Origin of the sequence: Kitasatospora sp. NPDC008115 (assembly GCF_042957205.1) — a bacterium.
Lineage (GTDB): Bacteria > Actinomycetota > Actinomycetes > Streptomycetales > Streptomycetaceae > Kitasatospora.
In genome coordinates this window covers 1-26650 of record NZ_JBIBHU010000027.1, presented here as the reverse complement: position 1 = coordinate 26650, position 26650 = coordinate 1, and the positions used below count along the sequence as shown (strand labels likewise).

Below are 26650 nucleotides of genomic sequence, written 5' to 3'. Positions count from 1 at the left end.
CGGGCCCGCCGGGACCGGGCACCGGTCCGGGCAGCGGACCCGGTCCGGGCCCGGGTCCCGGTCCGGGAGCCGGGGTGGGGCTGGGCGGCACGGGGTCGTTCGGCGGGGTTCCCACGGCGGATCGCTCCTCTCGTGTGCCACTCGCGGCTACCCCGTCCGCCGCCGCTCACGCCGTCCGGGTCCGGTCCCCGTGGACGCGGAGGTCCCGGACCGCCGCGCGGTGCAGCGCGGCGAGCATCGCGGCGACGGCGGCCGTGACCGGGGTGCCGCCGGCCCGGCGCTCGGCCCAGCGCCAGTCGCCGTCCGGGTTGACCTCCAGGAAGACCGGGGCGCCGGCGCCGGTCAGGAAGTCGAACGCGCCGTAGCGCAGGTCCAGCGCCGCCGCCAGGGACCGGGTCGCGGCGGCCACCTCCGGCGGCGGCGAGGGCAGCGCGCGCACGGTGAGCCGTTCGGGGGCGGTCCACGGGTCGGCGGGGTCCGCCTTGCCGACCTCGAAGGCGTGCAGCCGCCCGTCGACGAAGTACACCCGCAGCTCGGCCTCGTGCTCGATGTACTCCTGGACGAGCACCGGCGGGCCGGGGCGCGGGCCCCCGGTCAGGGCGGCGCGGTCCAGGACGGTCGGGAAGATCCCGTGCAGCCGGCCCGGCACCGGCTCGACGAAGTGGTGGTGGGCCGCCTTGACGACCACCCGGGGCCCGTCGAAGGCGTCGCGGACCAGGTGCGGGTCGGTGGTCAGCACGGTGCGCGGGACGGCGACGCCGTGCCGCCGGGCGAGCCGCAGCTGACAGAGCACGCCGGGGCGGTCGGGGCGGATCGCCGTGCCGGCGAGCGCCGCCAGCTGTCCGGCCGCCGCCGACCAGGAGTCGCGCAGGAAGGCGCCGCGTGCGGTGCCCGAACCATCGGTGACAGCGTAGGCATCGTCGGTGACGGCGGAGGGCGCGAAGTGGCGGATCCAGGTGACGGTGGGCGCCAGCGGTCGTCCGTTCAGACGCACCGAGCGGCCGTCGGCGGTGACGGTGAGGGAGGTGGCGGCCAGCTCCTCGGCGTTCAGCCGGACGGTGCGCACGCCCGCGCCGGCGAGCAGTCGCGCCACCGGGTCGAGGTCGCTGTCGCAGGCGCGGCTGAGCAGCAGCACGCACGGCTCCGGGCCGCCCGGTCGCGCGTCGAACACCCGGGCCGGGTCGTCGAGTTGGGCAAGGAAGGGCGAGGCGTCAGGCATCGGTGTCGACGGTGGCGAGCAGGTCGTCCGCCATCGCCAGCAGCTTGGTGACGGTGGCGGCCACCTGGTCGGGGGCGTGCGGCAGGCGGTCGGCGACGCGTTGCAGCACCGCCAGGTCGAGGGCCGGCGGCTTCGCGGGCACCGGCCCCGGCGCGGCCGAGCGCAGCACCACGAGGAGCTCCAGCACCGTCGCCATCTCGGTGGCCAGCAGCCCCAGCGAGGCCAGGTCGCCGAGGTCGCAGCGCGGCCGGCTGTCGCGGTCCAGCACGGACAGCACGCCGATGCAGTCGCCGTCGCAGATCAGCGGCGCGGCCATGATGCCGCGCGGCACGTAGCCGGTGGACTCGGCGGCCGAGCGGGCGAACTGCGGGCTCTGCGCCACGTCGTCCACCACCACCGGCTGGCCCGTCATCAGCGCCCAGCCGGCGATGCCGGTGCCGGCCGGGAAGCGGGTGCCGAGCAGATGGTGCTCGCCCTCCCCCGCGACCGCCTCGAACACGAGGTCGCCGTCGCTCTCGTCCACCAGCAGCACGGAGGCCGCGGCGGCGCCGAACACGCTGCGCGCGACCTCCACGATCGACTGGAGCAGTCTGCGCCGGCGGATGTCGGCACTCTCCAACGGGTCAGTCGACACGCGCACCTCCATCGGGTACGGCTACGTTCTCAGCGGCCAGGTAGAGGACGGACTTGAGCTGGAAGGGGGTGAGCGAGCGGTGCTTGCTGAGAATGAGCGCGCAGATGCCCGCGATGTGCGGGGTCGCGAAGCTGTTCCCGGTGCTGAGCAGTTGCCGGCCACCGGGGCCGGCCACCGGCACCCGCACACCCCGGGCGTAGAACTCCACCGGCGGTGAGGGGTTGTAGTAGTAGGTCATCGGGTCGGGGCTGTCGTGGCTGGCCACCGAGATGACCGAGGCGAACGGCCACGGATAGCTGCGCACCGGCATGTTGTGCGCGGAGGCGACGATGACGCAGCGGCGGAAGTAGGCGGAGTCGGCGAGGTCGCGCAGGGCGTCGCAGAACTCCGTCTTGGTGGTGGACAGGCTCAGGTTGATGACGTCGTAGCCCTGCTCGATGGCCCAGGTGAGCCCGGCGAGCAGGGCTGCGCCGCTGCCGTGCCGGCCGCCGGACAGCACCCGGACCGAGGTGAGCGCGGCGGCGGGGGCGAGGGAGCGGATGACGCTGGCGCAGGCGGTGCCGTGGCCGGCCAGGTCGCCGGGCTCGGTGGGGACGACGGCGAGCGCGCCGTCCTCGTCCCTGACCACGTCCATCGACCGGTCGAGGCCGCCGACCAGCGGGTGGTCGGCGTCGATGCCGCTGTCGAGGACGCAGACGCGCACCCCGGAGCCGTCCGCGCCGCCCCAGGCCCAGTCCTGGGTGAGGTGGCCGCCGAGCGGGCTGATGTCGAAGGGCTCCTGCGGGACGGTCGAGACGGGCAGGCTCCAGGCGGGCACGCCCGGGAAGTGGTCGCGGGCCGGGCGGCGCCACGGCGGGAGGCGGAGGTCGGTCATCGGCCCTCGCCCCCGTCCTGGTGCTGCGCCCGTCCCGCCGGTCCGGGCGCCCCGGCGGCCAGCCAGGCGCGGACCCGTCCGGCGGGCAGGGTGGCGCCCTTGGCCTCGAACATCCGCAACGCCTCGGTCCCTTCAGCCGTCGCCCGCTCGGCCAGGCCGGCCGCCCGGAGCACGATCGCCCGGTCCAGGAGCGTCTCCCCGACCAGGCAGGGGTCGTCGCAGCCGGCGCTCAGCGTCCGCGCCGACTCGGCCGCGGCCAGCGCCTCGGCGTGCCGGCCCCGGGCGGAGGCGATCCGGCCGCGCAGGGCGGCCGCGCCGAGCCGGGCTCGCGGGTTGCCTCCGCCGTCGCCGCTGTCCTCGTCGTCGCCGTCGCCGTCGCCGTCGTCCAGCGGCATCATGGCCTTCAGGGCTGCTGCGGCGGCGGCCGTGCGGCCCTGGGCGAACAGCTCGCGGGCGATCGCGACCTCGGTGGTCCGGGTGTCCGGGACGTGCCCGGCGGCGCGCAGCACACCGAGGCTCTGCCGGTAGCGCGCCTCGGCGGCGCCGTGGGCGCCGGCCAGCGACTCGACGAAGCCCGCGGCGTCCAGCACCACCGCGTCCGCGAGGTCGGCGTGCACGTCGTGCGAGTAGGTGAGCGCCTCCGCGAGGGTCCGCCGGGCGCCCGCCACGTCGCCGGCCAGCGCCTCCAGGTGGGCGCGGGCGACGAGCACCGGGATCAGCAACGAGCGGTTGGCGGCGAAGCGCCGGCCGAGCAGGGCGCACAGCTCCAGCGAGGCGGCCACCGGGGTCGGCGTCCACTGCGCCAACTCGCAGACGGCGCAGAGCAGTCGGTCCTCCTCGTAGCCGTCGCCCAGGGCCCGGGCGCGGGCCAGCGCGAGGCGGAAGGACCGCTCGGCGGAGGCGGTGCGCTCGGCGGCGAGTTCGAGGTGGGCGCGCAACTGGTGCAGCCGGCACCAGCTGAGGTCGTCGCCGGGGTCGCGGTCCAGCAGCTCGGTGAGGCGGCGCGCGTCGGCGGCGACCTCGGCGGGCGCGGCGAGGCCGAGCCGCAGGGCGACGATGCCGCGCTGGACCGCGCGGGTGGCGGCGGCGCGCGGGTCGTCGGGCAGCGCGGCCTCGGCGGCGGCGAGCGCGGCCCGGCAGCGGGCCTCGTCCTGCAACCAGATCCCGGCGTCGCAGACGTGCAGTGCCAGCGCGGTGTGCGCCGGGTCCCCGCCGGGCAGCAACGCCCTCCCGCGTTCCAGGAGTTGGACGGCGGCCGGAAGGTCCTTGCGGGCCAGCGCCCGCATCCCCTCGGCGATCAGGGTGCCGGCCGCGGGGCCGGCCAGATCGGGCAGCCTCTGGTCGCCCGGCCGCAGTTGGCGGCGGAGCAGACTGGTGGCCTCGACGTGGTAGGCGACGGCCATCGGGTCCGGCGGCAGCTCCCGGGAGAGCCGGTCGGCGAGGAAGTCGTGCCAGCGTTCGCGGCGGGTCTTCGGGGTGAACTCGTAGGCGGTGTCGCGCAGCAGGGCCTGGGCGAAGCGGTAGGTGCCGGCCGGGCCGGGCTCGAAGACCCGGCGGCGGGCGAGGCGGGCGGTCACCTCGTCGGCGGCGGGCGGGGCGGTGCCGTCGGCCTCGGCCATCGCGCGCAGCTGGGCGCGGGTGAACTCGCGCCCGACGACGGCGGCGAGTTCCAGCACACCACGTTCGGTGCCGGGGAGCCGGTCGAGGCGGGCGCCGAGCAGGGCCTGCACGGTGGGCGGCACCTGGGTGCCGGGGGCGGTCTCGGCGAAGACGTCCATCAACTGCTCGGCGAAGAGCGGGTTGCCGTCGCACAGGGCGATCACCCGGCCGGTCAACTCCCGGTGCTCATGGGCCCGGTCGTGCTGCGGATGGACCTCGTCCCGCAGCGCCAGGGCGCCGACCAGCTCGGCGGTCTGCTCCCCGGTCATCGGCCCGAGGTCGACGGTGAGGGCGTGCGGTGTGCCGGCGCCCCAGCCCGCGCGCAGCTCGAACAGCTCGGGGCGGGCGAGGCAGAGCAGCAGCACGGGCACGTCGCGCAGCCAGGTGGCGATCTCCTCGACGAGGTCGAGCAGGGTCGACTCGGCCCAGTGCAGGTCCTCCCAGACCAGGACCACCGGGCGGGAGCGGCCGAGCACCGCCAGCAGGTGGCGGACGGCCCAGGCGATGTCCGCGACGCCGACGGCCGGCTCCGGGTCGTGCTCCCCCGGTCCGTCGGCGGCGGGCGCGGACCCGTCGACGGCGGCGAGGGTGCGGGCGACCAGGCGCCGGGTGCGGGCGGACTCCGCGCCGTCGACGTCACCGTTCTCGCCGTCACCGTTCTCGCCTCCACCGTCCCGGGTGAGCAGGCGGGCGAGGGCGGACCGGCCGCCGGGCAGCGAGTCGAGCATCCCGGCGAGCGGCCGGTAGGTGATGCCCCGACCGTAGGCGGAGCAGCGGCCGGACAGCACCACGGCCTCGCCGTCCGGCAGTGCGGCGAGGAACTCGCGGACCAGCCGGGACTTGCCGATGCCGGGCGCGCCGACGACGGTGGCGAGGCGGACCTGCCGCCGCTCGCGGGCCTGCCGGTAGCCGTGCGCGAGCGCCGCCAACTCCTCGGCGCGGCCGATGAACGGGGTGAGCGGGGCGGGCACGTCGGCCGCCGCCCCGGGGGCGGTGATCCGCCAGGCGGGCACGGGACGGGACTTGCCCTTGAGTTCGAGGGGTTCGACGGGTTCGACGCCGACCCGCGAGCGCACCATCGCGGCGGTGTCCGCGCAGACCAGCACCTCGCCCGGCCGGGCGGCGGTCTGCAGCCGGGCGGCGGTGTTGACGGAGTCGCCGACGACCCGGAAGTCGTCCCCCGGCCGGGTGATCACCACGACGTTGCCGGTGCAGATGCCGGCCCTGGCCTCCAGCCGGACCTGGTACTCGGCGGCGAGTTCGGCGGTGAGGCCGGCCAGCGCGTCGAGCGCGCCGGTGGCGGCGCGGACGGCGCGCAGCGCGTCGTCCTCGTGCGCGACGGTGGCGCCGAACGCGGCGAGGATCGCGTCCCCGATGAACTTCTCGACCACACCGCCGTGTTCGGCGATGCGGGCGCCGCAGCTGGCGAAGTAGCGGTCCATCACGCGGCGCAGCGGCTCGGGGTCGAGGCGTTCGGCGAGGGTGGTCGAGCCGACGATGTCGAGGAAGAGCATGGACACCTTGCGGCGTGACTCGCGCGGCTCGGGCGGGGCGGCGGCGGCCGTGAGCGGCGCGCCGCAGCCGGCGCAGAACCGGTCGGCCTCGGCGGTGCGGTGGCCGCACGCGGCGCAGCTCACGGCCGGCCCTCCAGGGTGGGTTCGGCCGGCTCGGCGGGCGCCGCGGGCTCGGGTGCCGGGGACTTGTCCGCAACCGGCAGCGCGAACCGGGCGTAGACGCCGGCGAGCACGATCAGCAGTCCGGACACCGCGAAGACGGTGTCGATCGGCCCGAACCGCAGCCCGGCCGCCGAGCCCGCGAAGTCCCGCAGTCCGCTGCCCGCCAGCCAGCCGGACAGCACCGCCGTCAACATCGCCGCGAGCCGGGTGACCGGGTAGAACACCGCGACCACCCGGCCCCGGAACTCCTGCGGGGTGGCGGCCAGCAGCAGCGGCGCCATGGCGGTGTTCAGCATGGTGATCGGCACGATGAAGACGAACAGCAGCGCGACGCCGCCCGGGAAGCCGGTCTGCCGCGAGTACAGCACCAGCAGCGCGCCGCTGGCCATCAGCCCGATCCAGGTGGTCCGCCGGGCGCCGATCCACTGCACCACCCGCCCGGCGGCGAGGGCGCCGGCGATTCCGCCGATGCCCATCGCCATGCCCAGGTAGCCGTAGAGCTCTGCGGAGGCGTGCAGGTTCCGGGTGGCGAAGAAGACGTTGAGGGTGCTGAGCGCGCCCGTGCCGAGCTGGCCGATCACGGTGAGCAGCAGCAGGGCGACCAGGAAGCGGCTGCGGGCGAAGAAGCGCAGTCCGGCGGCGAAGTCCTGGAACAGGCCGGGCCGTTCGGCGGCCTCGGCGGCCTTGGCAGCCTTGGCGGGCGGCTTCGGGCCGGCGGGGGCAGTGGAGTCGGCGGGGGCGGCGGCGGGCGTGAGGTCCGCCCCGCGGATGGCGAGGTAGGAGACCAGGTAGGAGAGCGCGTTGAACAGCAGCGCCCACTGCAGGCCGACCGCGAACAGCAGCGGCGCGGCGAGCGGCGGGCCGATGATCCAGGCGGTCTGCCCGGTCGCCTGGGCGAGCCCGGCGGCCCGGGCGCGGTCGGCCTCGTCGGTGACCAGTTCCGCGATGACCGAGAACCGGGCGGGGGTGAAGAACTGGCTCGCCGCGTTGAGCGCCAGCACCGTGGCGTAGACGAGGGCGAGCCAGACGCCCGCCGGCAGGTCCTCGACCGGGACGAAGGAGACGGCGGTCAGCGCCGCCACCAGGACGCCGCGCAGCACCTCGGTGCCGAGCATGGTGGCGCGCTTGTCCCAGCGGTCGACGAAGACGCCCGCCAGCGGCCCGACGAACATCACGGCGGCGCTGGTCGCGAGCACGACGCCGCTGACCGCCTGCGGGCCCCAGGACCTGCCCTCGGCCAGCACGGTGGCCACCCACAGGACGAGGGTGGTGCTGAACACCGCGTCGCCGACGGAGGAGACCGCCTGGCCGAACCAGAGGCGGGTGTAGGTGGGGCTGATGAGGGTCGGCCGGAGCCTGGTGAGGGCGTTCATCCGGCGTCCGCCTTGGCGAGCAGCAGCGTCATCAGGGCGGTCACCAGGGTGGTGTGGTACGCCTTGGCGAAGTACGCGGCGGGCGGGTCGGCGGCGCCGGCGCGGGTGGCGGCGGAGCGTCCGGGCAGGGAGCCGTCGGGGCGCTGGGCGCGGGCCAGCAGGTCGACGGCGGCGGCGCCCCCGGGTGTGCCCAGGGCGTCCAGGCCCAGGCAGACCTGGGTCATCACGAGTTCGGCGGCGAGGTCCCACCAGTCGTGCCGCACGCAGTGGTCGAGCAGCCGGGCGACCAGGGCCGCCGCGTCGGCGACGGCGCCCTCCGGCAGGCCGGGGCCGGTGCGGGCGAAGTCGCTGAGGTAGAAGCCGGAGTGGGTGAGCGCGTACGCCTCGGGCACGGTGACGGGAGGTTCGTCGGGGCGGGCGGCGGCGTCCGCCCGCCCCTTGTGGAGGTCTCGGCGCGCCGCGCGGGCGAGCGCGGTGGCGGGGAGTTCGACCAGGACGTTGCGGGCGGCGAGGTCGGCGTAGGGCTCGACGGTGTGCGGCACGCCCGCCTTGTCGGCGTAGTAGCGCAGCTCCAGCCGCTGGTAGGGCGAGCGCCCGGCCGGGGAGAGGTCGGCCGGGGTGAGCAGGGCGAGGTCGGCGCGGAAGGGCGCGTCCGCCGTCCCGGCGGGGGCGAAGGCGGCGCAGGCGAGCCGGTACTGGACGGCGGCGCGCGGCTCGGCGGTGAGCAGGGCCGGGAAGCCGGGGTGGCGCCAGATCTCGCGGACCCGGGCGGTCGCCTCGGCGCGGCGGGGGTCGGCGCCCCCGTCGAGGCGGGTCCAGCAATGGGTGAGCAGGGCGAGTTCCAGCGCGGCCTTGGCCGGGCGGTGCGCGCCGCCGGGTCCGGCGGCCGGCCGCTCGGACGCCGGGCCGCGCGCGGTGAACGGGTCGAAGTGGTCCAGGTGGCGGCCGATCCAGCCGAGGGCCCCGTCGGAGAGCCGTCGCAGCCCGCGGGCGTGGTGGAGGGCGGATGCCGTGGTCACAGGCGCCCCGTCTCGTCCAGGTAGTCGAGCAGCGCGGCGTCCACCGTGTCGTGGAAGGCGGCGAGGGTGCGCCGGTCCTCCTCGCGCCGGTAGAGGTCCTCGCAGCCGACCCAGCGGTCCCGGGTGAGGGCGGCCGGCAGGTAGCCGCCGGTGACGGTGCCGACCTCCCAGTCCGGCTTGCCCGCCGTCTCCCAGCAGCTGGCCAGGGTGCCGTCGGCGCTCACCACGGCGCCGTAGCGGCCGTCGCCGTGGCCGCAGGTGGCGCACGGCCGGTGGGCCTGCGGGCGGGCGACGGTGAAGCCCGCCTCCAGCGCCCGCCGCTGCCAGCGGCTGAACCGCCCGGACAGCTCGCGGGTGTGCCGCAGGTCGTTGCCGTAGCCGACGCCGACGTCGCCGACCTGGGCGAAGTAGAGGGTGCAGCGGGCCGGGTCGAGGGCGCCGGCGAGCCGGTCGACCAGCGCGTCCACGCCCCGGTAGGTCTCCTGGGAGACGTTGACCCGCAGCTGCCAGCGCAGCGGGGAGGCCTCGGAGGCGCGGGCGAGGTTGCCGACGATGGTGTCGAAGGTGCCGCCGCCCTCGGTGCGCCGGATCCGGATCCGGTCGTGGTCGGGGCGGTCGCCGTCGAAGGTGACCTGGACGGAGCGCAGGCCGCGCTCGGCGAGCCGTTCGGCGAGCGCGGGGGTGAGCAGGGTGGCGTTGGAGATCATCCAGGCGGAGGCGAGACCGTGGCCGGCGGCGCGTTCGAGGAGTTCCAGGCAGCCGCGCGGGTTGAGCAGCGGCTCGCCGCCGAACAGCAGGATGCGCAACTGCTCCAGGCCGGCTTCGACCATCCGGCGCTCGGTGAAGTCGAGGATGTCCGTGATGGTCCGCGAGGTCAGGCGGGTGCGGGCGATCCGGGGCGGGCGGCTGCCGCCGTCGGCGTCCTGGCCGGTGTTCTGGAAGCAGTAGCCGCAGCCGAGGTTGCAGTGGGTGCTGGTGAGGACGGTCAGCGCGTAGCTGCGCGGTGCGGGGGCGGTCAGCAGGCCGTGTTCGCGCAGCCGGCGTTCGGTGCCGGGGCGCAGCTCGCCGTCGGCGGTCAACTGGCCCGGGCGCAGCCGGGCGAGGCCGCCGCCGGGGCCGAGGAACCACCAGTTCCGCTCGCCCCGGAGCAGGCGGGCGCCGCTCCCGGCGGCGGTCCGCGCCGGGCTCACCGGGCACCCGCCGTCGCCGGGACGGCGTCCCGGGTGTGCAGCAGGACCACCGTCGCCAGTGCGACGACCAGGGTGGACTGGTAGGAGGCCCGGAAGTGGGCGACGGGGCCGGCGTCGGCGCCCGCCCGGTCGTCGGCGGAGCGGCCGGGTATGGCACCGTCGGGTGCCTGGGCCTCGGCGAGCAGCCGCAGGCCGGCCGCCCCGGACGGGGTGGCCGACGGGTCGAGGCCCAGGCAGTACTGGGCGAGCAGCAGCTTTCCGGTGAGGTCCCACTCACCGCGCCGCACGCACTGCTCGGTGAGGCGCTGGACCCGGTCGCGGACGTGCGCGAGGTCGGCGGCGTCCAGGCCGGGGTTGCGGAAGCCGAAGTCGGCAAGGTGGAAGACGGTGTGGGTCACGTTGCACACGTCCAGCTCGGCGAGCGGCCGTTCGTCGGTGTGGGCGGCCAGCCGGCTCATCCGGTACAGCTCCGGATAGTCGGCCAACCGGTGCGGCGCACCCGCCAGTTCGGCGTAGTAGCGGGTCTCCAGCTGCAGGAAGGGCGACTTGCGGCGCGGGGTCAGGAAGTCCCCCGCGACCGCCTCGGCGAGGGCCGCGCGGTGCGGGCCGTCGGCGGCGAGACCCGCGGGGGCGAGCGCGCCGTACATCAGCTGGAACTGCCGGGCGTAGCGCGGCTCGGCGGTGAGCAGGCGCGGGTGGTCGGGGCTGCGCCAGACCCGGCCGAGCGTGGCGGCGACCCCGGCGAGGTCGGGGTCGGCCGGGTCGGCCTTCGTCCAGGCGCGGTGCAGCAGGGCGAGTTGCAACAGCGCCTTGACCCGGGGCGTCAGGGGGAGTTCGGCTCGGCCTGACGGGTCGTCAAGGTAGCCGCAGTGCCGTCCGATCCACCGCCGCGCTCCCGCCGACAGGCTCGTTACGGCCGCGAGGTCCGGTCCGGCTGGTCGAGTACCCATGGTTCTCCCTTGAGGTTGCGGGCTGCCGGGCGGTGCGCTCGAGGAGGTCGGCGGCGCGCCGGGCGCTGTCGGCCTCGGCCGCGGCGAGCCGGTGGCCGAGGCGGCGGGCGCGGGCGCGCAGGTGGTCGTCCCGCCAGGCCGCGTCGAGCGGCCCGGCCGGGTCCGGTCCCGGCGCGCGCGGGAGGTGGACGGCGGCCCCCGCGCGCAGCAGGGCGCCGCCGAGCACCGGCTGCTCGGAGCCGTTGGGCGTCACGCCGAGGGGGCGCCCGCGCAGCAGGGCGCCGAGCACGGGGGCGGAGGTGCCGGCGGTCATGACCAGTCCGGCGCGCTCGACCAGCGGACCCAGCCAGGGCTTGCGGACGAGCAGGATGTCGGCGTCCGGACCGGGCCGCGGGTCCCCGGTGCGGCCCTGCTCCACCACGGCCTGGTAACGGCCGCCGGTGAAGGTGGCGTTGAGCCGGGGCCAGGGGGTGCCACCGCCGAAGAAGCGGCCGAGGTGGACGTAGACGACGGGCTTGCCGGTGCGGCCCAACGAGGCGTCGACGGCGGCGAGTTCGGCCGGGTCGGCGGCGGGCTCCCAGGCGAGCGGGCCGACATGGTGCACCCGGGGAGGCAACTCGGCTCCTGGGTACTCGAGTTCGGGGACGCCCCGGAGCAGCGTCGCGTCGCCGAGCAGCGGGGTGTCGGCGGGTGTCGTCCCGTGGGGTCCGCGGCCCCGGAGCCCGGCCCGCTCGCGGGTGGCGGCGTAGAGCGCCAGGGTCTCGCGGGTCCGGTTCTCCCGGCTGCGCCCGTACTGCGGTTCGTCGGCGCCGCCGGAGCGGTAGGTCCACAGGTGGATCGAGAGTCCGAGCACCACCACCGGGACGTCCAGCGCCTCGGCGGCGAGCAGGGCGCCGTTGCAGAGCACCGAGGTGAGCAGCAGGTCGGCGCCCGCCTGCCGGGCGGCGCGCACGGTGGCCCGGTACTGTTCGAGCCCGGTGACGCCCCAGCGGGCCGCATCGAAGGCGCCCCCGCCGCCGAACCCCTCCGCCGCCGCGAACGGCAGGCCGGCCTCGGCCGCGAACGGCGCGGCGGCGGCCCGGCCGAGTACGGAGACCCGGTGGCCGCGGCGCCGCAGTTCGCGCCCGGCGGCGAGCGCCGGGTAGAGGTAGCCGCCGTCGCTGAGCGGGCAGAGCAGGATGTTCACGGAGCCTCCGGGCCGGGGCGGGGGTCGTGCCGGACTCGGGCGCGCGGGTCTGCTGACGGCCGGACGGGAGGCGAGCGGACCACCCGGCCGCCGGCGGCTCGGGCCGGGGGCCGGGTGGCCCGCTCGGGCGTCAGAACGCCAGGTCCCTAGGGACCGCGTCAGAGCGCCGCGCTGTTGTTGATGACGCAGACGTCCTCGACGAGGCCGTCCTCCTCGATGCCGTGCGCCACGACGTCGACGTCCTCGTCGGCCTCGGTCGGCTCCGGGTTGATGGACTCGGGCATGCTGTCCTCCCTCTGCAGTGCGGCGTCCGCTACGCCGGCCCGGGGCCACCGTAGGGAGCCCCGGTATGGCGGCGCTTTTCCGGTGGTTCGATTTCGGTATGACGGTTGGTCAGCTACCGTTCACCGGTGGCGCACCGGCACCCGCTCGGCCGCCCGGGCGGCCCGCTCGCGGGCGTACGCGTAGAGCAGCGCCGGCATCGCGAAGCGCACGGCGCCCGAGGGGGCGGACGCGGCGCCGTCCGGGTGGCCGTCCGCCGGGCCGCTCGCCGGGCCGTCCGCTCCGGCGACGGTGAGCAGACTGGCCTCCAGGAGACCCTCCAGGGTCCGGGCCGCCGTCCCCGCGTCGCAGTCCAGCACCTCGGCGGCCTGCTCCGGCGTGAACACCGGGCCGGGGAGCAGCCCGAGCCGCAGCACCGCGCGGTGCCCGGCCTCCGGCAGCTCACCCACCGACCCGGCCAGCCGCACCCGCACCAGCGGGTCTCCCCCGCACAGTTCGTCCAGCAGGGCGCGCCCGCCGGTCAGCCGGGCCCCGTACTCGCTCAGCGGTACGTGCCGCAGGAAGGCCAGACGGTCGGCGACCAGCCGCACCCCGAGCGGCAGCAGCCCGGCGGCGCGCACGATCCGGGCGGCGGAGTCGCGGTCGGCCTCGACCCGGTCGGCGCCGATGGTCCGCCCGAGGAACTCCACCGCCTCGTCCTCCGAGAACGGCGGCAGCGAGAACCGGTGGGCGCCCTCCAGGCCGATCAGCCGGGGCCGGGCGGTCACCACGACGGCGCTGCCACCGGCCTCCGGCAGCAGCGGCCGGACCTCGGACTCGCGCCGGGCGTCGTCGACCACCACCAGGGCGCGGCGGCCGGTCAGCCAGAGCTGCCAGGCCCAGCGCGGGTCGGATCGGTGCGCCGGCCCGGGGGGTGCGCCGCCGCGCCCGGCGGCGGCCAGCAGTTGGCGCAGCACGTCCTCCAGCGGGCGCAGCCGGCCGTCGTCGCCGCGCAGCCGCACGAACAGCCGGCCGTCCGGGAAGCGCTCGCCGAGCCGGTGCGCGGTGTGCACGGCGAGCGCGGTCTTCCCGGCGCCGAGCGGTCCGGTGAGCACGGCGAGCCGGCCGGCGTCGCCGGTGAGCGCCTCGGTCAGGCGGTGCACGGCGGCGGTGCGGCCGGTGAACGCGGGCGGGTCGGTGGGCAGCAGGTGCGGTGGCACCTCGCCCTCGGCGGCGGGCGGCCCGGCAGCTCCGACCGCTCCGGCGGGTCCGACGGCTCCGAGGGCTCCGGGGGGTCCGACGGCTCCGGGGAGCGCGTCCGGGGCGGCGGCGGGGACGGTCGGCGCGGCGGGTCGCGGCAGCACCGGGCCTGCGTCGCAGAGCAGCGCCCGGTAGAAGCGGGCCAGCGCCGGGCTGGGCGGCAGGCCGAGCTCCTGGGCGAGCAGCTGGCGCAGCTCGTCGTAGACGGCGAGCGCCTCGGAGCGCCGCCCGGCCTGGCACAGCGCGGTCATCTGCAGCATCCGCAGCCGCTCGCGCAGCGGGTGGCGCTGGGCGGTCTCGGTGGCCCGCTCGATCGCCACCGCCCCGCGCCCCGCGGCGAGTTCGGCGTCCAGCCAGTCCTCGAACACCGAGAGGTGCCGGCGGTCCAGGCGCTGCGCGGCCGCGTCGATCAGCGGGACGTCCCGGAACCCGTCCAGGGCCGGGCCTCGCCACAGCCGCAGCGCCTCGTCGAGCGCCCCGGCCCTGGCCCGCCGCTCGAAGCGGAGCGCGTCCAGGCCGTCCTCCGCGGTGTGCAGGACGTAGCCGCCGGCCTGGTGGCTGATCCGCGCAGCCGGCGCGGCGGGCTCCGGAACGTTCCCTGGCGGCCCGGCGGGCTCGGTGGTGCTCCCCGGCTCGGCCCCGACCAGCCGGCGCAGTCCGCAGACGTACACCTGGAGGTTCTTGCGGGCGGTGCGCGGCGGCGCGTCGTCCCAGAGCGCCTCGACGAGGGCGTCGGCCGACAGCCGGGTGTTCGCGTGGGACAGCAGGGCCGCCAGGAGGATCTGTTGCTTCCGTGATCCCGGGTCGAGTTCCCGGCCGTTCTCCAGCACGCGGAGCGGGCCGAGAATCCCGAATCCGACCGCCATTTCACGCCAACTTGATGACGAAGGAATGCCCTTCCACATCGGCGTCCGAAACGGCGTCCAGCCGTTGTTTGACGGAATTGAGGACGGCCACCTCGTCCTCGGTGAGCCGGGACAGCACGTCCCGCTGCTCCAGGGTCAGCAGGTCGACCGGGTTGCCCGCCTGCCGGAGGGCCGCGAGGGCGTCAAAGGTCATGGTCCCCTCCTTGTCGGGTGCCAGATCATCATCACCGCCGCCCGGGGGGCCGTCCATGAGACCTTTGGGCCAGGAATCCGCGCCGTCCGAGGGCTCGGGGACGGCGGCCGCGAGAAGCAGCGCGAGCAGTCCCGCCTGCAGTCTTGACCGGAGTCCCAGTTTCGCCAGAATGGCGGTGACGAACCGTTTGACGGTGCGTTCGCTGATATGCAGTTCGTAGGCTATCGATCGGTTGTCGTATCCGAGGCCCAGCAGGTGCAGCACCGCGCGCTCGCGCGGGGTCAGCGACCCGGTCAGCGACAGCGCCGCCGCCGTCGGCCGCGGCGGCAGCCCGTGCGGTACGCGGGGCGTACCGCACGCCGGACACACCGGATCCCCACCACCCATCGACAGGATCCCCCCTCCGGCGACACATCACTGCGGTGCCCTCATGCTGACGCCCGCACCGGGCACCGGCAAGAGGGCGGACGTGCCCGGAGCATGCCACCGCCGCACCGGTTCCGCTGTCGGTGCCGGCGGGTACCGTGCCCGGCATGTCGTCACTCATCACCGCCATCACCCGGCACGCCGAGGCCGCCCGCTTCCTCGACTGGCCGGGCGACTTCGACCTCGCCCGCGGGGACCACGGCGAGGAGGTCCACCTCGCGTCCGGGGCGGCGCTGGAGGGGTTCGCCGGGGACGGGGCCGGGGGCACCTTCTTCTTCTGCGGCGACGGCGGCGAGGAGCGTCCGGTCCTGTACGCCGACTCCGAGGGCCGGGCCGCCCTGCTCGCGGCCGGGCTGCCGGAACTGCTGCGGCTGCTGCTGGTCGTGCCCTGGTGGCGGGACTGCGGCGGCTTCTCCCCGGCGGAGAGCGCGCGGGCGGCCGCCGAGTACCTGGAGGACATGCCGGACCTGGCCGCGCGGCGGGACCGGGCGGCCGCCGCGCTCGGGCTGGCCCTGCCCACCGAGGCCGAGGTCCTGGCGCGGCTGCACGAGGTCGTCACGGGCGTCGGCTCCGGCGAGGAGTACGTCCTGGTCCACACACCGGAGGACGCGCGCTACGAACCGTACTTCGCCGGCTGACCGCCCGCTTGCCCGTCGCCCGCCGAATCAGCCCCGATCAGCGCCGGTCGGCGGCGGGGGCGGCGTCGGCCAGCGCGTCCAGCACCGGCCGGATCAGCGGGTGCCCGTCGGCACCCGCCCGCACGGCGGCGAACACCCGGCGGGTGGCGAGCGCGCTGTCGACGGGGCGCACGGCGACCCGGCCCAGGTCGACGCCGAGCAGCGCCGAGCGCGGCACCAGCGCCACACCCGCACCGGCGGAGGCGAGGGCGACCACGGCGCGGAAGTCGTCCGAGGAGTGCACCAGCCGCGGCTGGAACCCGGCGTGCTCACAGGCCAGCAGCACCACGTCGTGGCACGGGTTGCCCGGGTAGGGGCCGATCCACGGCTCGTCGGCGAGGTCGGCCACCGCGATCGGCCCCTCCTCCGCGGCCAGCGGGTGCGCCAGGGGCAGCACCGCCTCGAACGGCTCCGCGTAGAGCGGGACGCGCGTGAGCCGGGCGTCGTCGGCACGCGGGGCGCCCCGGTACTCGACCGCCACCGCGAGATCGGCGCGGCCGTCGAGCACCATCGGCAGGCTGGCGTCCCCCTCGGCGTCGAGCACCTTGAGCCGCACACCGGGGGCCCGCGCGGCCAGCGTGCCGATCGCCGGCGCGAGCACGAGCGAGATCCCGGTCGCGAACGACGCGACGGTCACCTCACCCGCCACGCCCGCACTGTAGGCGGCCAGGTCCGCCTCCGCCCGCTCCAACTGCGCGAGCACGGCGTCGGCGTGCCCGAGCAGGATCTCCCCGGCCGCCGTCAGCCGCACCCCCCGCCCCTCCCGGGCCAGCAGATGGTGACCGGTCTCCTGCTCCAACGCGGCCAACTGCTGCGACACGGCCGAGGGCGTGAGATACAGCGCGGCCGCCGCAGCGGTCACCGTCCGGTGGTCCGCCACCGCTCGCAGGGTCCGCAGCCGTCTCGCGTCGATCACACCCCAATTCTGCCAGCGCCCCCACACCCCCCGGCCCACGGGTGACGATCCCGTGAGGACGGGACAGGGAGCAGGAAGTCGGCCGGTCCGACTTCCTGCTCCAGCAAGGCAATCCGCCCAACCCCTGCGACTCCCCGGCACCACACCCGCACGGCGGCCGGCGACAGCGGCGCTCCGGGCAGGGCACAGCCCGGAGCGCCCCGAACTTTGCAAAGTATGCACTTTGCAAAGTCTGAGGACCCGGGAGTCATACGGGGCCCTGTGCCCCCAAGGGCTCTCGGCATCTCAAGGGCGTTTGCCGAGTACTTTGCAAAGTTTCTGTGACTTTGCAAAGTACTCGGCAGAGCCGTGGCCGAGCGGAGGGAGACCGCCCTGGAAACCGCGAACGGGAGTGGGAAGTCGGGTGGGCCGACTTTCCACTCCCGTCGGCGGGAGGGTGGGGCAGGTGGTTCCGGGGGGTGAGGTGGTGAGCCCGTGGCGCGGCCGGTTCCGAGCGGGCGCGCCACGGGCGTTCGGGGGGTGGGCGGTTACTCGCCCAGGGCGGCGCGGGCGTCGATGAAGGCGGCGATGGCGCGCTCGACGTCCTCGGTGGTGTGCGCGGCGGAGAGCTGCACGCGGATCCGGGCCTGGCCGTGCGGCACGACCGGGTAGGAGAAGCCGATCACGTAGACGCCGCGCTCCAGCAGGAGCTCGGCGAGGCGGCCGGCCTTGGCGGCGTCGCCGATCATCACCGGGGCGATCGGGTGGTCGCCGGGCAGGATCTCGAAGCCCGCCTCGGTCATCTTCGAGCGGAACAGCGCCGTGTTGGCCGCCAGCCGCTCGCGCAGCTCGTTCGACTGCTCGACCAGGTCCAGCACCTTCAGCGAGGCGGCGGCGATCACCGGCGCGAGCGAGTTCGAGAACAGGTACGGCCGCGACCGCTGGCGCAGCAGCGCGACGATCTCGCGGCGCGCGGCGACGTAGCCGCCGGAGGCGCCGCCGAGCGCCTTGCCCAGCGTGCCGGTGATGATGTCGACCCGGTCCAGCACACCGTGCAGCTCCGGCGTGCCGCGCCCGTTCGCGCCGACGAAGCCGACGGCGTGCGAGTCGTCGACCATGACCATCGCGTTGTAGCGGTCGGCGAGGTCGCAGATCTCGCGCAGCGGGGCGACGTAGCCGTCCATCGAGAAGACGCCGTCGGTGACGATCAGGCGGCGGCGGGCGTCCTGGCTCTCCTTGAGCTGCTGCTCCAGGTCGGCGAGGTCGCGGTTGGCGTAGCGGTGGCGGCGGGCCTTGCAGAGCCGGATGCCGTCGATGATGCTCGCGTGGTTGAGGGCGTCGGAGATGACGGCGTCGCGCTCGTCGAGCAGGGTCTCGAAGACGCCGCCGTTGGCGTCGAAGCAGGAGGAGTAGAGGATGGTGTCCTCCTGGCCGAGGAACGCGGAGAGGCGGTCCTCCAGCTCCTTGTGCACGTCCTGGGTGCCGCAGATGAAGCGGACCGAGGCCATGCCGTAGCCCCAGCGGTCGAGGGCGTCCTTGGCGGCGGTGAGCACCTCGGGGTGGTCGGCGAGGCCGAGGTAGTTGTTGGCGCAGAAGTTGAGCACCTCGCCGGGGGTGCCGCCGGCGGTGACCGTGACGGCGGCGCTCTGCGGAGTGCCGATCACCCGCTCCGGCTTGAAGAGGCCGGCCTCGCGGATCTCGTCGAGGGTGGCGGCGAGGTCGTCGCGCACGGTGTCGAACACAGCTGCTCCTAAGCGGGGTGGCAACGCGGGGGTGGCGAGGGTGTCTGGCGAGCGAGGGGGGATCAGGCGGTCCAGTCGAGGATGACCTTGCCGCAGCGGCCGCTCGCCGCCTCGTCGAAGGCCGCCTCGAAGTCGGCGGCGGGGTAGCGACCGGTGATCACGGGGCTGAGGTCGAGGCCGCCCTCCAGCAGGACGGACATCGCGTACCAGGTCTCGAACATCTCGCGCCCGTAGATGCCCTTGATGGTGAGCATCGAGGTGACGACGGAGGCCCAGTCGACCGGGAACTCCTCGGCGGGCAGGCCGAGCATGGCGATCTTCCCGCCGTGGGTCATGTTGGCGATCATCGACTGGAGCGCCTCGGGGCGGCCGGACATCTCCAGGCCGACGTCGAAGCCCTCGCGCAGGCCGAGCTTCTGCTGGCCCTCCTCGATGGTGTGCTCGGAGACGTCGAGCGCCAGCGAGACGCCGACCTTGCGGGCGAGGTCGAGGCGGTACGGCGAGACGTCGGTGATCATCACATTGCGGGCGCCGGCGTGCTTGGCGACGGCCGCGGCCATGATGCCGATCGGGCCTGCGCCGGTGACCAGCACGTCCTCGCCGACCAGCGGGAAGGAGAGCGCGGTGTGCACGGCGTTGCCGAAGGGGTCGAAGATCGCGGCGACGTCGAGGTCGACGGGAACCCGGTGGACCCAGACGTTGGAGGCGGGCAGCGCGACGTACTCGGCGAAGGCGCCGTCGCGGTTGACGCCGAGGCCGACGGTGTTGCGGCAGAGGTGGCGGCGGCCGGCCAGGCAGTTGCGGCACTTGCCGCAGACCAGGTGGCCCTCGCCGCTGACCAGGTCGCCGACCGCGATGTCCGCGACGCCCGCGCCGATCTCGGCGACCTCGCCGACGAACTCGTGGCCGAGGACCAGCGGGGTCCTGATGGCCTGCTGGGCCCAGCCGTCCCACTTGCGGATGTGCAGGTCGGTGCCGCAGATACCGGTGCGCAGCACCTTGATGAGGACCTCGCCGGGGCCGATCACCGGGGTCGGGACGTCCATCAGCCAGAGTCCGGGCTCGGCGTTCTGCTTGACGAGTGCCTTCACGGCGGTGGCTCCTGACGCACGGTGGGGGCGGCCTGGTGTGGGCAGGCCGGCGGGGCCCGGTCGGTGGCGGTCGGCGGCGCCGATGGCGTCCGCATTCCGGGCAGGCAGAAATCTGCCTGGTGGGAGGGGGTGCGGTCCATCGAGGAATTCTTAAGGGCCGCGACAGCTCGGCTAAACGATCGTGCCCGAGCAGGCGTCCGGGGCCGTCGCGGCGTGCCGGTCGGCACTCCGACGGCGGAGCGCGCGGGGCGCGTTCGGGGCACGCGGGGCGCTGTGCCGGTGGGCGCGCGCCCCCGGTGCGGTCAGCCGTCGTGCCGGGTCGTCCGCGGTCGTCCCGGATCAGTCCCGGATCAGTCCCGGCGGGCCGCGACGGCGTGGGCGAGGGCCGCCGCAGCGGCGAGGAGGGCGGCGGCGAGCGCGAGCAGCAGGGCGGTGGAGGCGAGCAGGTCCGCCGAGCGCTGGTGCGCGGAGAGCCGGGTGAGCAGCAGGTTCACCGGCGGCAGGCCCTTGCTCACGGTGAGCGCGAACAGCAGGCCGAGGGCGAGCAGCAGGCCGTGCCCCTGGCGGCGGACCACCGGCCGGGAGGCGAGCAGGCCGACGGCCGTGCCGGTGAACGCGCAGGTGAGCTGGGCCTCGGTGCCGAGGAGCAGGTCGGCGGCGGTGGGGCTGTGGGTGCCGACGAGCAGCGGCAGGGCGAGGCCGAGGGCGGTGAGCGGCAGGCAGCCGAGCAGCGCGGTGAGCACGGTGCCGGTGAGCAGGCGGCGCGGGCCGCCGGTGGCGGCGGTGAGCAGCGCGCGGTGGGGCCGGTCCTCCAGGCCGCCGAGCGCCATGGTGAGCCAGGTGGCGGCGAGCAGCATCGCGGCGGCGGCCGCGCCGTGGGCGGCGGTGAGCGGGCCGGTGTCGTTGCCGGTCAGGACGGCGACCAGGGCGGTGAACAGGAGCAGCGGGGCGAGGTAGCGCTGGGAGAGCAGCAGGGTGGTGAGCCGGTAGCGGACGAGGGCGGTCATCGGGCGGCGGTCCTCGGGGCAGGGGCGGGGGCGGGGGCCGGTCCGGTGCCGGCAGCGGCGGGCCGGGAGACGGCGCGGACGGACCACCCGTGGCGCAGGGCGGCGAGCAGCACGGCGTCGGCGTGCGCCGGTTCGACGCGCAGGTGCAGTTCGGAGCCCCGGCGGGTGAGCGCGAGGACCCCGGGCAGGGCGGGCCAGTCGGGTGCGGCCGTGCCGGGGCCGCCGAGGACGATCTCCGCGGGCGGCGCGGACGAGGCCCCGGACGCACTCCGGGCCACCCGGCCGTCGGCGATCGCACGGGTGGCGGTGGCGTGCGCCTCGGCGAGGGCTTCCCGGTGGTCGGTGAAGACCACCGCCCCGCCCTCGGCGGCGGTCTCGGCGATGAGTTCGGCGAGCACGGTGTGCGCGGAGGCGTCCAGGCCGGACCAGGGTTCGTCGAGCACCAGCAGGTCGGGCGGCACGAGCAGCGCCTGGGCGAGCGCGACCTTCTGGGCGTTGCCCTTGGACAGGGTGCGCAGCGCGGCGTCGGGCCCGCCGACCAGCGCGAGCCGTTCGAGCAGCTGCCCGGCGCGGTGGCGGGCGGTGGCGGTGGGCAGGCCGCGGATGCGGCCCAGGTGGGTGAGGTAGCCGGCGGCGGTGAGGCGTTCGTGGGCGGTGAACCGGTCGGGGACGTAGCCGACGGCGGCCCGGCCGGTGGTGACGGCTCCGGTGAGGCGGCCGGTGGTGGGGCGGGTGAGGCCGGCGAGGATGCGCAGCAGGGTGGATTTGCCGGAGCCGTTGGCACCAAGGACGGCGAGCACGTCGCCGGGGGCGAGCCGCAGGTCGACGTCGCGCAGGATCCAGGGCCCGCGTCCGTAGCGTTTGCCGACGGCGACGGCTTCGCAGTGCAGCACCTCGGTGTTCCCCCTCCCGTCGGGTCCGGCGGTGGGCACCCTACCCGCCCGCCGGTAGGGGGCGGGTAACCGTGGCGGGGGCGCGCGGTGACGGCGACCGGCGCCCGGCGGCAGCGCGCGAGCGGGGTTGCGGCGGGTGGCTGACGCGTGGGGCCGTTCGGTCCAGCGGGCGGGCGGTGGGCGCGCGCGGCGCGACGGGCGCGCATACGGTGGCGAACGCTCCCCCTTGCGGGCCCGTGGAGCGCTGCTCCGGGCCCGTCCGGCCCAGAGAGGCGCCCCGAAGATGACGAACCGTGCGACGGCCCGAGCCACGACTCCCCGGCGGCGGCCCGCCGTTCCACTCGCGCTGCTGCTGGCGCTGTCCGCACTGGCGGCCGGCGCCGGGTGCTCGGCCGGCTCGCCGTCCGAACCTCCGCCGGCCGGGGCGGTGACGGCCGCAGCGGCGGCGGCGAGCCCCACGCCGACGGCGAGCGCCTCCCCGAAGGCGACCGTCACACCGGTGAGCCCGTCGCCGCCGACGCCCACTCCCCCGGCCGCCACGGCGAGCGGGACGACGGTCCCGCTGACGCCGGAGGTGACGGCGAAGCTGGACGAGGCGGTGCAGCGGGTGCTGACGCAGGCCTCGGTGCCGGGCGTGATCGTCAACGTGTCGACGCCGCAGGGCGAGTACCTGAAGGCCTTCGGGGTCTCCGAGCGGGTGCCGGGCACGGCCATGGTGACCGGGCTCAACATGCGGGTCGGCAGCCTGACGAAGACCTTCACGGTCACCGGTGTGCTCCGTCTGGTGGACCAGGGCAAGGTCGGCCTGGACGACCCGGTCGGCAAGTACCTGACGGGCGTGCCGAACGGCGAGACGATCACGCTGCGCCAGCTGTCGGACATGCGCAGCGGCCTGTTCTCGTACACCCAGGACGAGGACTTCGTCCGCACCCTCCAGGCCGATCCGCAGCGCGCGTTCACCCCCGACCAGCTGCTCGCGTACGCCTTCCGGCACCCGGTGAACTTCGCGCCGGACGCGGAGTTCGAGTACTCCAACACCAACACGGTGCTGCTGGGGAAGGTGATCGAGAAGGTGGCCGGGCAGCCGCTCGGGGAGTTCCTGAGGAAGGAGGTCTTCCAGCCGGCGGACCTGGACCGCACGGTGTTCCCGACGGACAACGCCTTCCCGCAGCCGCACGCGCGCGGCTACACCGACCAGACGGCGGACGGGACGATCACGGACGCCACGGACTGGAACCCGTCCTGGGGGTGGGCGGCGGGGGCGGCGATCTCGGACCAGGCGGACATGAAGAAGTGGGCGAAGGCGCTGGCCACCGGGTCGCTGCTGAAGCCGGAGACCCAGGCGCAGCGCCTGGAGCCGCAGCCGTCGCAGGTGCCGGGCACCTGGTACGGGCTGGGGGTGTTCTACAACCACGGGTGGATCGGGCACAACGGTTCGCTGCCGGGCTACCAGTCGGTGGTGGTGTACCTGCCGTCGGCGCAGGCGTCGTTGGTGGTGCTGCTGAACACGGACGTCGAGTACCGGGGTTCGGCACCGTCGACGCTGTTCGCGAAGGCGATCACCGAGGTCGTCTCGCCGGGGAACGTCTACGACCTGCCGGCCGTCCCGGCGGACGCGGACGACCCGGACGCGGACGGGCCGGGGACGCAGGAGCCGTCGGAGTCGCCGTCGGTGAAGGCCTCCTCGACGGTGAAGCCTCCGCAGGAGTCGGCCTGAGCGCGCTCGGCCGCGCTCGGCCACGCTCAGCCGCCGAGCACCCGGGCCAGGTCGTAGGAGACCGGCTCCTCCAGCTGCTCGTAGGTGCAGCCGTCGGGCGTGCGGTCGGGGCGCCAGCGGCGGAACTGGGCGGTGTGCCGGAAGCGGGTGCCCTCCATGTGGTCGTAGGCGACCTCGACCACGCGTTCGGGGCGCAGCGGGACCCAGGAGAGGTCCTTGCCGCCGGTCCAGCGGCTGGTCGCGCCGGGCAGCCGGGCCTCGGCGTGGGCGGCCTCGTCGGCCCAGGCGCCCCAGGGGTGGCCGGCCAGGTCGGTGGTGCGCAGCGGGGCGAGTTCCTCGGCGAGTTCGCGGCGGCGGGCCATCGGGAAGGCGGCGCAGACGCCGACGTGCTGGAGGCGGCCGTCCGCGTCGTGCAGGCCGAGGAGGAGGGAGCCGACGACGGGGCCGCTCTTGTGCTCGCGGTAACCGGCGACGACGCAGTCGGCGGTGCGCTCGTGCTTGATCTTGTACATGGCGCGTTCGCCGGGCCGGTAGGGCTGGTCGAGGGGTTTGGCGACGATGCCGTCGAGGCCGGCGCCCTCGTACTGGGAGAACCACGTCCCCGCGAGCTCGCGGTCGGTGGTGGTGGGGGCGGTGAAGACCGGGTCGGCGGCGTCGGCGAGGGCGGTCTCCAGGGCGCGGCGGCGGGCTTCGAGGGGCCGGTCGAGGAGGGCGTCGTCGCCGAGGGCGAGCAGGTCGAAGGCGACGAAGGAGGCGGGGGTGCGTTCGGCGAGGGTCCTGACGCGGCTGGCGGCGGGGTGGATGCGTTCGAGGAGTTCCTCGAAGCGCAGCCGGCCGTCGCGGGCGATGACGATCTCACCGTCCAGCACGCAGCGGCCGGGGGTCTCGCGGCGCAGGGCCTCGACGAGTTCGGGGAAGTAGCGGGTGAGGGGTTTGCCGGTGCGGCTGCCGAGTTCGACCTCGTCGCCGTCGCGGAAGACGATGGTGCGGAAGCCGTCCCACTTGGCCTCGTACTGCATGCCGGGCGGGATCTTCGCGACGGACTTGGCGAGCATCGGGGCGACGGGCGGCATGACGGGCAGGTCCATGGTCCCGATCCTCGCGCCGAACGCCCCGGGGCGCGCGGCGGGCTGGGCGCGCTTAGCGTGAGTGGCATGGGCTCTGCCGTGGAACTGGATGTCGCCGGGCGCACCGTCCGGTTGTCGAACCCCGACAAGGTGTACTTCCCCGAGCGCGGGTTCACCAAGCTGGACGTCGCGGAGTACTACCTGGCGGTGGCGGACGGCGTGCTGCGCGGGCTGCGGGAGCGGCCGACGACGCTGCAGCGATTCCCGGACGGGGTGGAGGGCGAGTTCTTCTACCAGAAGCGGGCGCCGAAGGGCCTGCCGGAGTGGCTGCCGACGGCGCGGATCGCGTTCCCGAGCGGCCGCTCGGCGGACGAGATCTGCCCGACGGAGCCGGCGGCGGTGCTGTGGGCGGCGAACCTCGGGTGTCTGACGTTCCACCCGTGGCCGGTGCGGCGCTCGGACACCGAGCACGTCGACGAGCTGCGGATCGACCTCGATCCGCAGCCGGGCACGGACTTCAAGGACGCGGTGCGCGCGGCGCAGGAGCTGCGGGCGGTGCTGGAGGAGCAGGGGCTGCGGGGCTGGCCGAAGACCTCGGGCGGGCGGGGCCTGCACGTGTACGTGCCGCTGGTGCCCGAGTGGTCGTTCACGGACGGGCGGCACGCGGTGATCGCGCTGGGCCGGGAGCTGGAGCGGCGGCTGCCGGGGCGGGTGACGACGGCGTGGTGGAAGGAGGAGCGCGGGGAGCGGATCTTCGTCGACTACAACCAGATGGCGCGGGACCGGACGATCGCCTCGGCGTACTCGCTGCGGGCGCGGCCGCGGGCGACGGCGTCGGCGCCGCTGCGCTGGGAGGAGCTGGACGACGTGCTGCCGGAGGACTTCGACCTGCGGACGCTGCCGGCCAGGTTCGCGGAGCTGGGGGACGTGCACGCGGGGATGGAGGACGAGCCGTTCCGGCTGGAGGGCCTGCTGGAGCTGTACGAGCGGCAGGTCGCGGAGGGCGCGCACGGCGAGCTGCCGTACCCGCCGGACCACCCGAAGGCGGCGGGCGAGCCGACCCGGGTGCAGCCGAGCCGGGCGCGGAAGAGGACCTGAGGACGGCCTTAGGCTGGGTGCCCACGAAGATCACGGAGGGGTGGGCGCGCAGTGGGTGCACGGGGGTTGCGGGAGATCCTGGAGGACGCGGCGGGCGGGGTGTTCCCACCGGCGGACGGGTCGGTGACGGTGGTGGCGCAGCCCTCGCCGCGCGAGGCGGGGGTGGTGTCGTTCTCCGCGCACGCGGTGGTGTTCACGGACGAGGACCCGGCGTGGGTGCGGGCCGCGGTGGCGGCGGTGCCGGGCGACCCGCTCGCGGCGCCGCTCTGTCCGCCGTTCCTGAGCGCGTTCGCCGAGCGGACGGGGCGGGTGAACGGCAACATCGACCTGCTGACGGTCGCGGACCGGCTGCCGGGCGCGCCGCCGCTGGAGGTGCGGGCGGTGGAGGACCGGGAGCATCCGCGGGTGGTGCGGGCGCTGCGCTACCGCGAGGACGTCCGGGTGTTCGAGGCGGACGGCGGGCTCGGGGTGCTGGTGCTGGGACGCGGGGTGGCGGGGCGCTGGGAGTGCGCGATCGAGGTGGACGAGGCGGCGCGCGGGCGCGGTCTGGGGCGGGCGCTGGCGCTGGCGGCCCGGCACCTGCTGCCGGAGGGCGAGCGGCTGTGGTCGCAGCAGGCGCCGGGGAACGCGACCAGCGTGCGGGCGTTCCAGGCGGCCGGCTACCGGCCGGTCGGCGCGGAGACGCTCCTGGTGGTGGGGCGGCCGTGAGCGCGTCGGCGGTGGTGTCCGAGGAGGTGCGGGCGCGGCTGGTGACGCGCTTCGGGCCGTCGGCCGAGGCGTGGTGCGCGGGGCTGCCGGACCTGGTGGAGGCACTGGCGGCCCGCTGGGGGCTGGCGGTGCGGGCGGCTGGCGGGGGCGGCACGGCGCGGGTGTTCCGCTGTGCGCGGCTCGCCGACGGCGCGGCGGTGTGGCTGAAGCTGACGCCGGACGCGGCGGTGGCCCGGCAGGAGGCGGCGGCGCTGTCCGCGTGGCGGGACGTGCCGTCGGTGGTGGGGCTGCTGGAGTACGACGCCGGGTCGGCCGCGCTGCTGCTCGCGGACGTCGCGCCGGGGACGTCGCTGCGCGAGCGCGGCTGGCGGCCGGCGGAGGTGGCGGGCGTGCTGGGCGCGCTGCGGTCGGTGCCGGCGGCGGGGGTGGACCTGCCGTCGATGGCGGAGCGGCTGGACTTCCTGTTCGAGCTGACCGGGCGCCGGGCCCCGAGCGTGCCGACGGCCGACGCGCGGGCGCTGGCCCGTGAGCTGACCGGGGCCGGGGGCCCGGTGGCGCTGGTGCACGGGGACCTGCACCCGGCGAACGTACTGTTCGGCCCGGACGGTCCGGTGGCGATCGACCCGCGCGCGTGTCTGGGCGACCCGGACTTCGACCTGGTCGACTGGGTGCTCGACGGCGTCGCCACCCACGCCGCGCTGGCGGCCCGGATCGCCGGGCTGGCGGCGCTGGTGCCGGGCGCGGACGCCGAGCGGGTGCTGGCCTGGTGCCGGGCGACGGCGGTGGTGATCGCCGCCCCGCGCCTGGCCGCCGGCCACCGGGACGCCGCGACGCTGTTCCTGCGGGACCTGGCGGGGCTCCAGCGGGCGCGGCTCTAGGTGTTCTGGCCCGTGAGGTTGGGAACGCGGCTGGTGGGTGGTTTGCCTGCGAGTGCGGTGTGTCCGCGGTGGTGATTGTAGGTGTGGAGCC

Annotated in this window: 23 protein-coding genes; 5 read left to right on the top strand and 18 right to left on the bottom strand. The window is 75.8% G+C overall.

Annotated elements, in window-relative coordinates; translation table 11 throughout:
• Nucleotides 1–166: 166 nt before the first annotated feature.
• The 12 genes from ACFZBX_RS28825 to ACFZBX_RS28770 all read right to left on the bottom strand — a co-directional run bounded on the left by ACFZBX_RS28825 (nucleotide 167) and on the right by ACFZBX_RS28770 (nucleotide 14747).
• A complete protein-coding gene (locus ACFZBX_RS28825; protein WP_391536729.1) occupies nucleotides 167–1219 on the bottom strand; it encodes a RimK family alpha-L-glutamate ligase in 1053 nt (350 codons plus the stop codon).
• On the bottom strand, nucleotides 1212–1853 hold the full coding sequence (locus ACFZBX_RS28820; protein WP_391536728.1) for a GAF domain-containing protein: 642 nt from the start codon (nucleotides 1851–1853) through the stop codon (nucleotides 1212–1214). The genes ACFZBX_RS28825 and ACFZBX_RS28820 overlap by 8 nt, the downstream gene beginning before the upstream one ends.
• Nucleotides 1843–2727, bottom strand: a complete 885-nt coding sequence (locus ACFZBX_RS28815) for a S8 family serine peptidase (protein ID WP_391536727.1) — start codon at nucleotides 2725–2727, stop codon at nucleotides 1843–1845. Before ACFZBX_RS28815 ends, ACFZBX_RS28820 begins: the two co-directional genes overlap by 11 nt.
• Complete coding sequence (locus ACFZBX_RS28810) at nucleotides 2724–6023, bottom strand: AAA family ATPase (RefSeq protein WP_391536726.1); 3300 nt, start codon at nucleotides 6021–6023, stop codon at nucleotides 2724–2726. Before ACFZBX_RS28810 ends, ACFZBX_RS28815 begins: the two co-directional genes overlap by 4 nt.
• Entirely contained in the window at nucleotides 6020–7435 is a 1416-nt protein-coding gene (locus tag ACFZBX_RS28805; RefSeq protein WP_391536725.1) for an MFS transporter, read from the bottom strand. Before ACFZBX_RS28805 ends, ACFZBX_RS28810 begins: the two co-directional genes overlap by 4 nt.
• Complete coding sequence (locus ACFZBX_RS28800; RefSeq protein WP_391536724.1) at nucleotides 7432–8454, bottom strand: DUF6895 family protein; 1023 nt, start codon at nucleotides 8452–8454, stop codon at nucleotides 7432–7434. The genes ACFZBX_RS28805 and ACFZBX_RS28800 overlap by 4 nt, the downstream gene beginning before the upstream one ends.
• The gene (locus ACFZBX_RS28795) at nucleotides 8451–9644 is read right to left on the bottom strand and encodes a radical SAM protein (RefSeq protein WP_391536723.1); all 1194 of its coding nucleotides are present in this window, start codon (nucleotides 9642–9644) and stop codon (nucleotides 8451–8453) included. Before ACFZBX_RS28795 ends, ACFZBX_RS28800 begins: the two co-directional genes overlap by 4 nt.
• Nucleotides 9641–10594 carry a DUF6895 family protein gene (locus tag ACFZBX_RS28790; protein ID WP_391536722.1) on the bottom strand — a complete coding sequence of 318 codons (954 nt, stop codon included), beginning with the start codon at nucleotides 10592–10594 and terminating at the stop codon, nucleotides 9641–9643. Before ACFZBX_RS28790 ends, ACFZBX_RS28795 begins: the two co-directional genes overlap by 4 nt.
• On the bottom strand, nucleotides 10500–11780 hold the full coding sequence (locus ACFZBX_RS28785) for a glycosyltransferase (RefSeq protein ID WP_391536721.1): 1281 nt from the start codon (nucleotides 11778–11780) through the stop codon (nucleotides 10500–10502). Before ACFZBX_RS28785 ends, ACFZBX_RS28790 begins: the two co-directional genes overlap by 95 nt.
• A 158-nt stretch (nucleotides 11781–11938) precedes the next feature.
• Nucleotides 11939–12064 (bottom strand): hypothetical protein, encoded by a 126-nt coding sequence (locus tag ACFZBX_RS28780; RefSeq protein ID WP_391536720.1) that lies wholly within the window; start codon nucleotides 12062–12064, stop codon nucleotides 11939–11941.
• 120 nt (nucleotides 12065–12184) lie between these two features.
• On the bottom strand, nucleotides 12185–14167 hold the full coding sequence (locus ACFZBX_RS28775) for a BTAD domain-containing putative transcriptional regulator (protein WP_391536718.1): 1983 nt from the start codon (nucleotides 14165–14167) through the stop codon (nucleotides 12185–12187).
• Between the two features lies 1 nt (nucleotide 14168).
• Nucleotides 14169–14747: a helix-turn-helix transcriptional regulator gene (locus ACFZBX_RS28770; RefSeq protein WP_391536717.1), complete on the bottom strand. Its 579-nt coding sequence runs from the start codon at nucleotides 14745–14747 to the stop codon at nucleotides 14169–14171.
• A 146-nt stretch (nucleotides 14748–14893) separates the two neighbouring features.
• On the opposite strand from ACFZBX_RS28770, the gene ACFZBX_RS28765 reads away from it, so the two are divergent.
• Nucleotides 14894–15424: a hypothetical protein gene (locus tag ACFZBX_RS28765; protein WP_391536716.1), complete on the top strand. Its 531-nt coding sequence runs from the start codon at nucleotides 14894–14896 to the stop codon at nucleotides 15422–15424.
• Between the two features lie 37 nt (nucleotides 15425–15461).
• Here ACFZBX_RS28765 and ACFZBX_RS28760 read toward each other — a convergent pair whose 3' ends face one another.
• The 5 genes from ACFZBX_RS28760 to ACFZBX_RS28740 form a co-directional block, all read right to left on the bottom strand.
• Nucleotides 15462–16379, bottom strand: coding sequence for a LysR family transcriptional regulator (locus tag ACFZBX_RS28760; RefSeq protein WP_391536715.1), 918 nt, complete (start codon nucleotides 16377–16379; stop codon nucleotides 15462–15464).
• Between the two features lie 527 nt (nucleotides 16380–16906).
• Complete coding sequence (locus ACFZBX_RS28755; RefSeq protein ID WP_391536714.1) at nucleotides 16907–18100, bottom strand: glycine C-acetyltransferase; 1194 nt, start codon at nucleotides 18098–18100, stop codon at nucleotides 16907–16909.
• A 62-nt stretch (nucleotides 18101–18162) separates the two neighbouring features.
• Nucleotides 18163–19191 carry an L-threonine 3-dehydrogenase gene (gene tdh, locus ACFZBX_RS28750; protein WP_391536713.1) on the bottom strand — a complete coding sequence of 343 codons (1029 nt, stop codon included), beginning with the start codon at nucleotides 19189–19191 and terminating at the stop codon, nucleotides 18163–18165.
• 350 nt (nucleotides 19192–19541) lie between these two features.
• A complete protein-coding gene (locus tag ACFZBX_RS28745) occupies nucleotides 19542–20198 on the bottom strand; it encodes a hypothetical protein (protein ID WP_391536712.1) in 657 nt (218 codons plus the stop codon).
• A complete protein-coding gene (locus tag ACFZBX_RS28740; RefSeq protein ID WP_391536711.1) occupies nucleotides 20195–21091 on the bottom strand; it encodes an ATP-binding cassette domain-containing protein in 897 nt (298 codons plus the stop codon). Before ACFZBX_RS28740 ends, ACFZBX_RS28745 begins: the two co-directional genes overlap by 4 nt.
• Before the next feature lie 283 nt (nucleotides 21092–21374).
• Between ACFZBX_RS28740 and ACFZBX_RS28735 the strand changes: the two genes are divergently transcribed.
• Nucleotides 21375–22808: a serine hydrolase domain-containing protein gene (locus ACFZBX_RS28735; protein WP_391536710.1), complete on the top strand. Its 1434-nt coding sequence runs from the start codon at nucleotides 21375–21377 to the stop codon at nucleotides 22806–22808.
• Between the two features lie 26 nt (nucleotides 22809–22834).
• On the opposite strand, the gene ACFZBX_RS28730 is transcribed toward ACFZBX_RS28735, so the two are convergent.
• Nucleotides 22835–23896 carry an ATP-dependent DNA ligase gene (locus tag ACFZBX_RS28730; RefSeq protein WP_391536709.1) on the bottom strand — a complete coding sequence of 354 codons (1062 nt, stop codon included), beginning with the start codon at nucleotides 23894–23896 and terminating at the stop codon, nucleotides 22835–22837.
• Nucleotides 23897–23962: 66 nt separating this feature from the next.
• Here ACFZBX_RS28730 and ligD point away from each other — a divergent pair, with 66 nt between their 5' ends.
• The 3 genes from ligD (at nucleotide 23963) to ACFZBX_RS28715 (ending at nucleotide 26559) form a co-directional block, all read left to right on the top strand.
• Nucleotides 23963–24973, top strand: coding sequence for a non-homologous end-joining DNA ligase (gene ligD, locus ACFZBX_RS28725; RefSeq protein WP_391536708.1), 1011 nt, complete (start codon nucleotides 23963–23965; stop codon nucleotides 24971–24973).
• Nucleotides 24974–25039: 66 nt separating this feature from the next.
• Nucleotides 25040–25681 carry a GNAT family N-acetyltransferase gene (locus ACFZBX_RS28720; RefSeq protein WP_391536707.1) on the top strand — a complete coding sequence of 214 codons (642 nt, stop codon included), beginning with the start codon at nucleotides 25040–25042 and terminating at the stop codon, nucleotides 25679–25681.
• Nucleotides 25678–26559, top strand: coding sequence for an aminoglycoside phosphotransferase family protein (locus ACFZBX_RS28715; RefSeq protein ID WP_391536706.1), 882 nt, complete (start codon nucleotides 25678–25680; stop codon nucleotides 26557–26559). Before ACFZBX_RS28720 ends, ACFZBX_RS28715 begins: the two co-directional genes overlap by 4 nt.
• The last annotated feature ends 91 nt before the right edge of the window (nucleotides 26560–26650 follow it).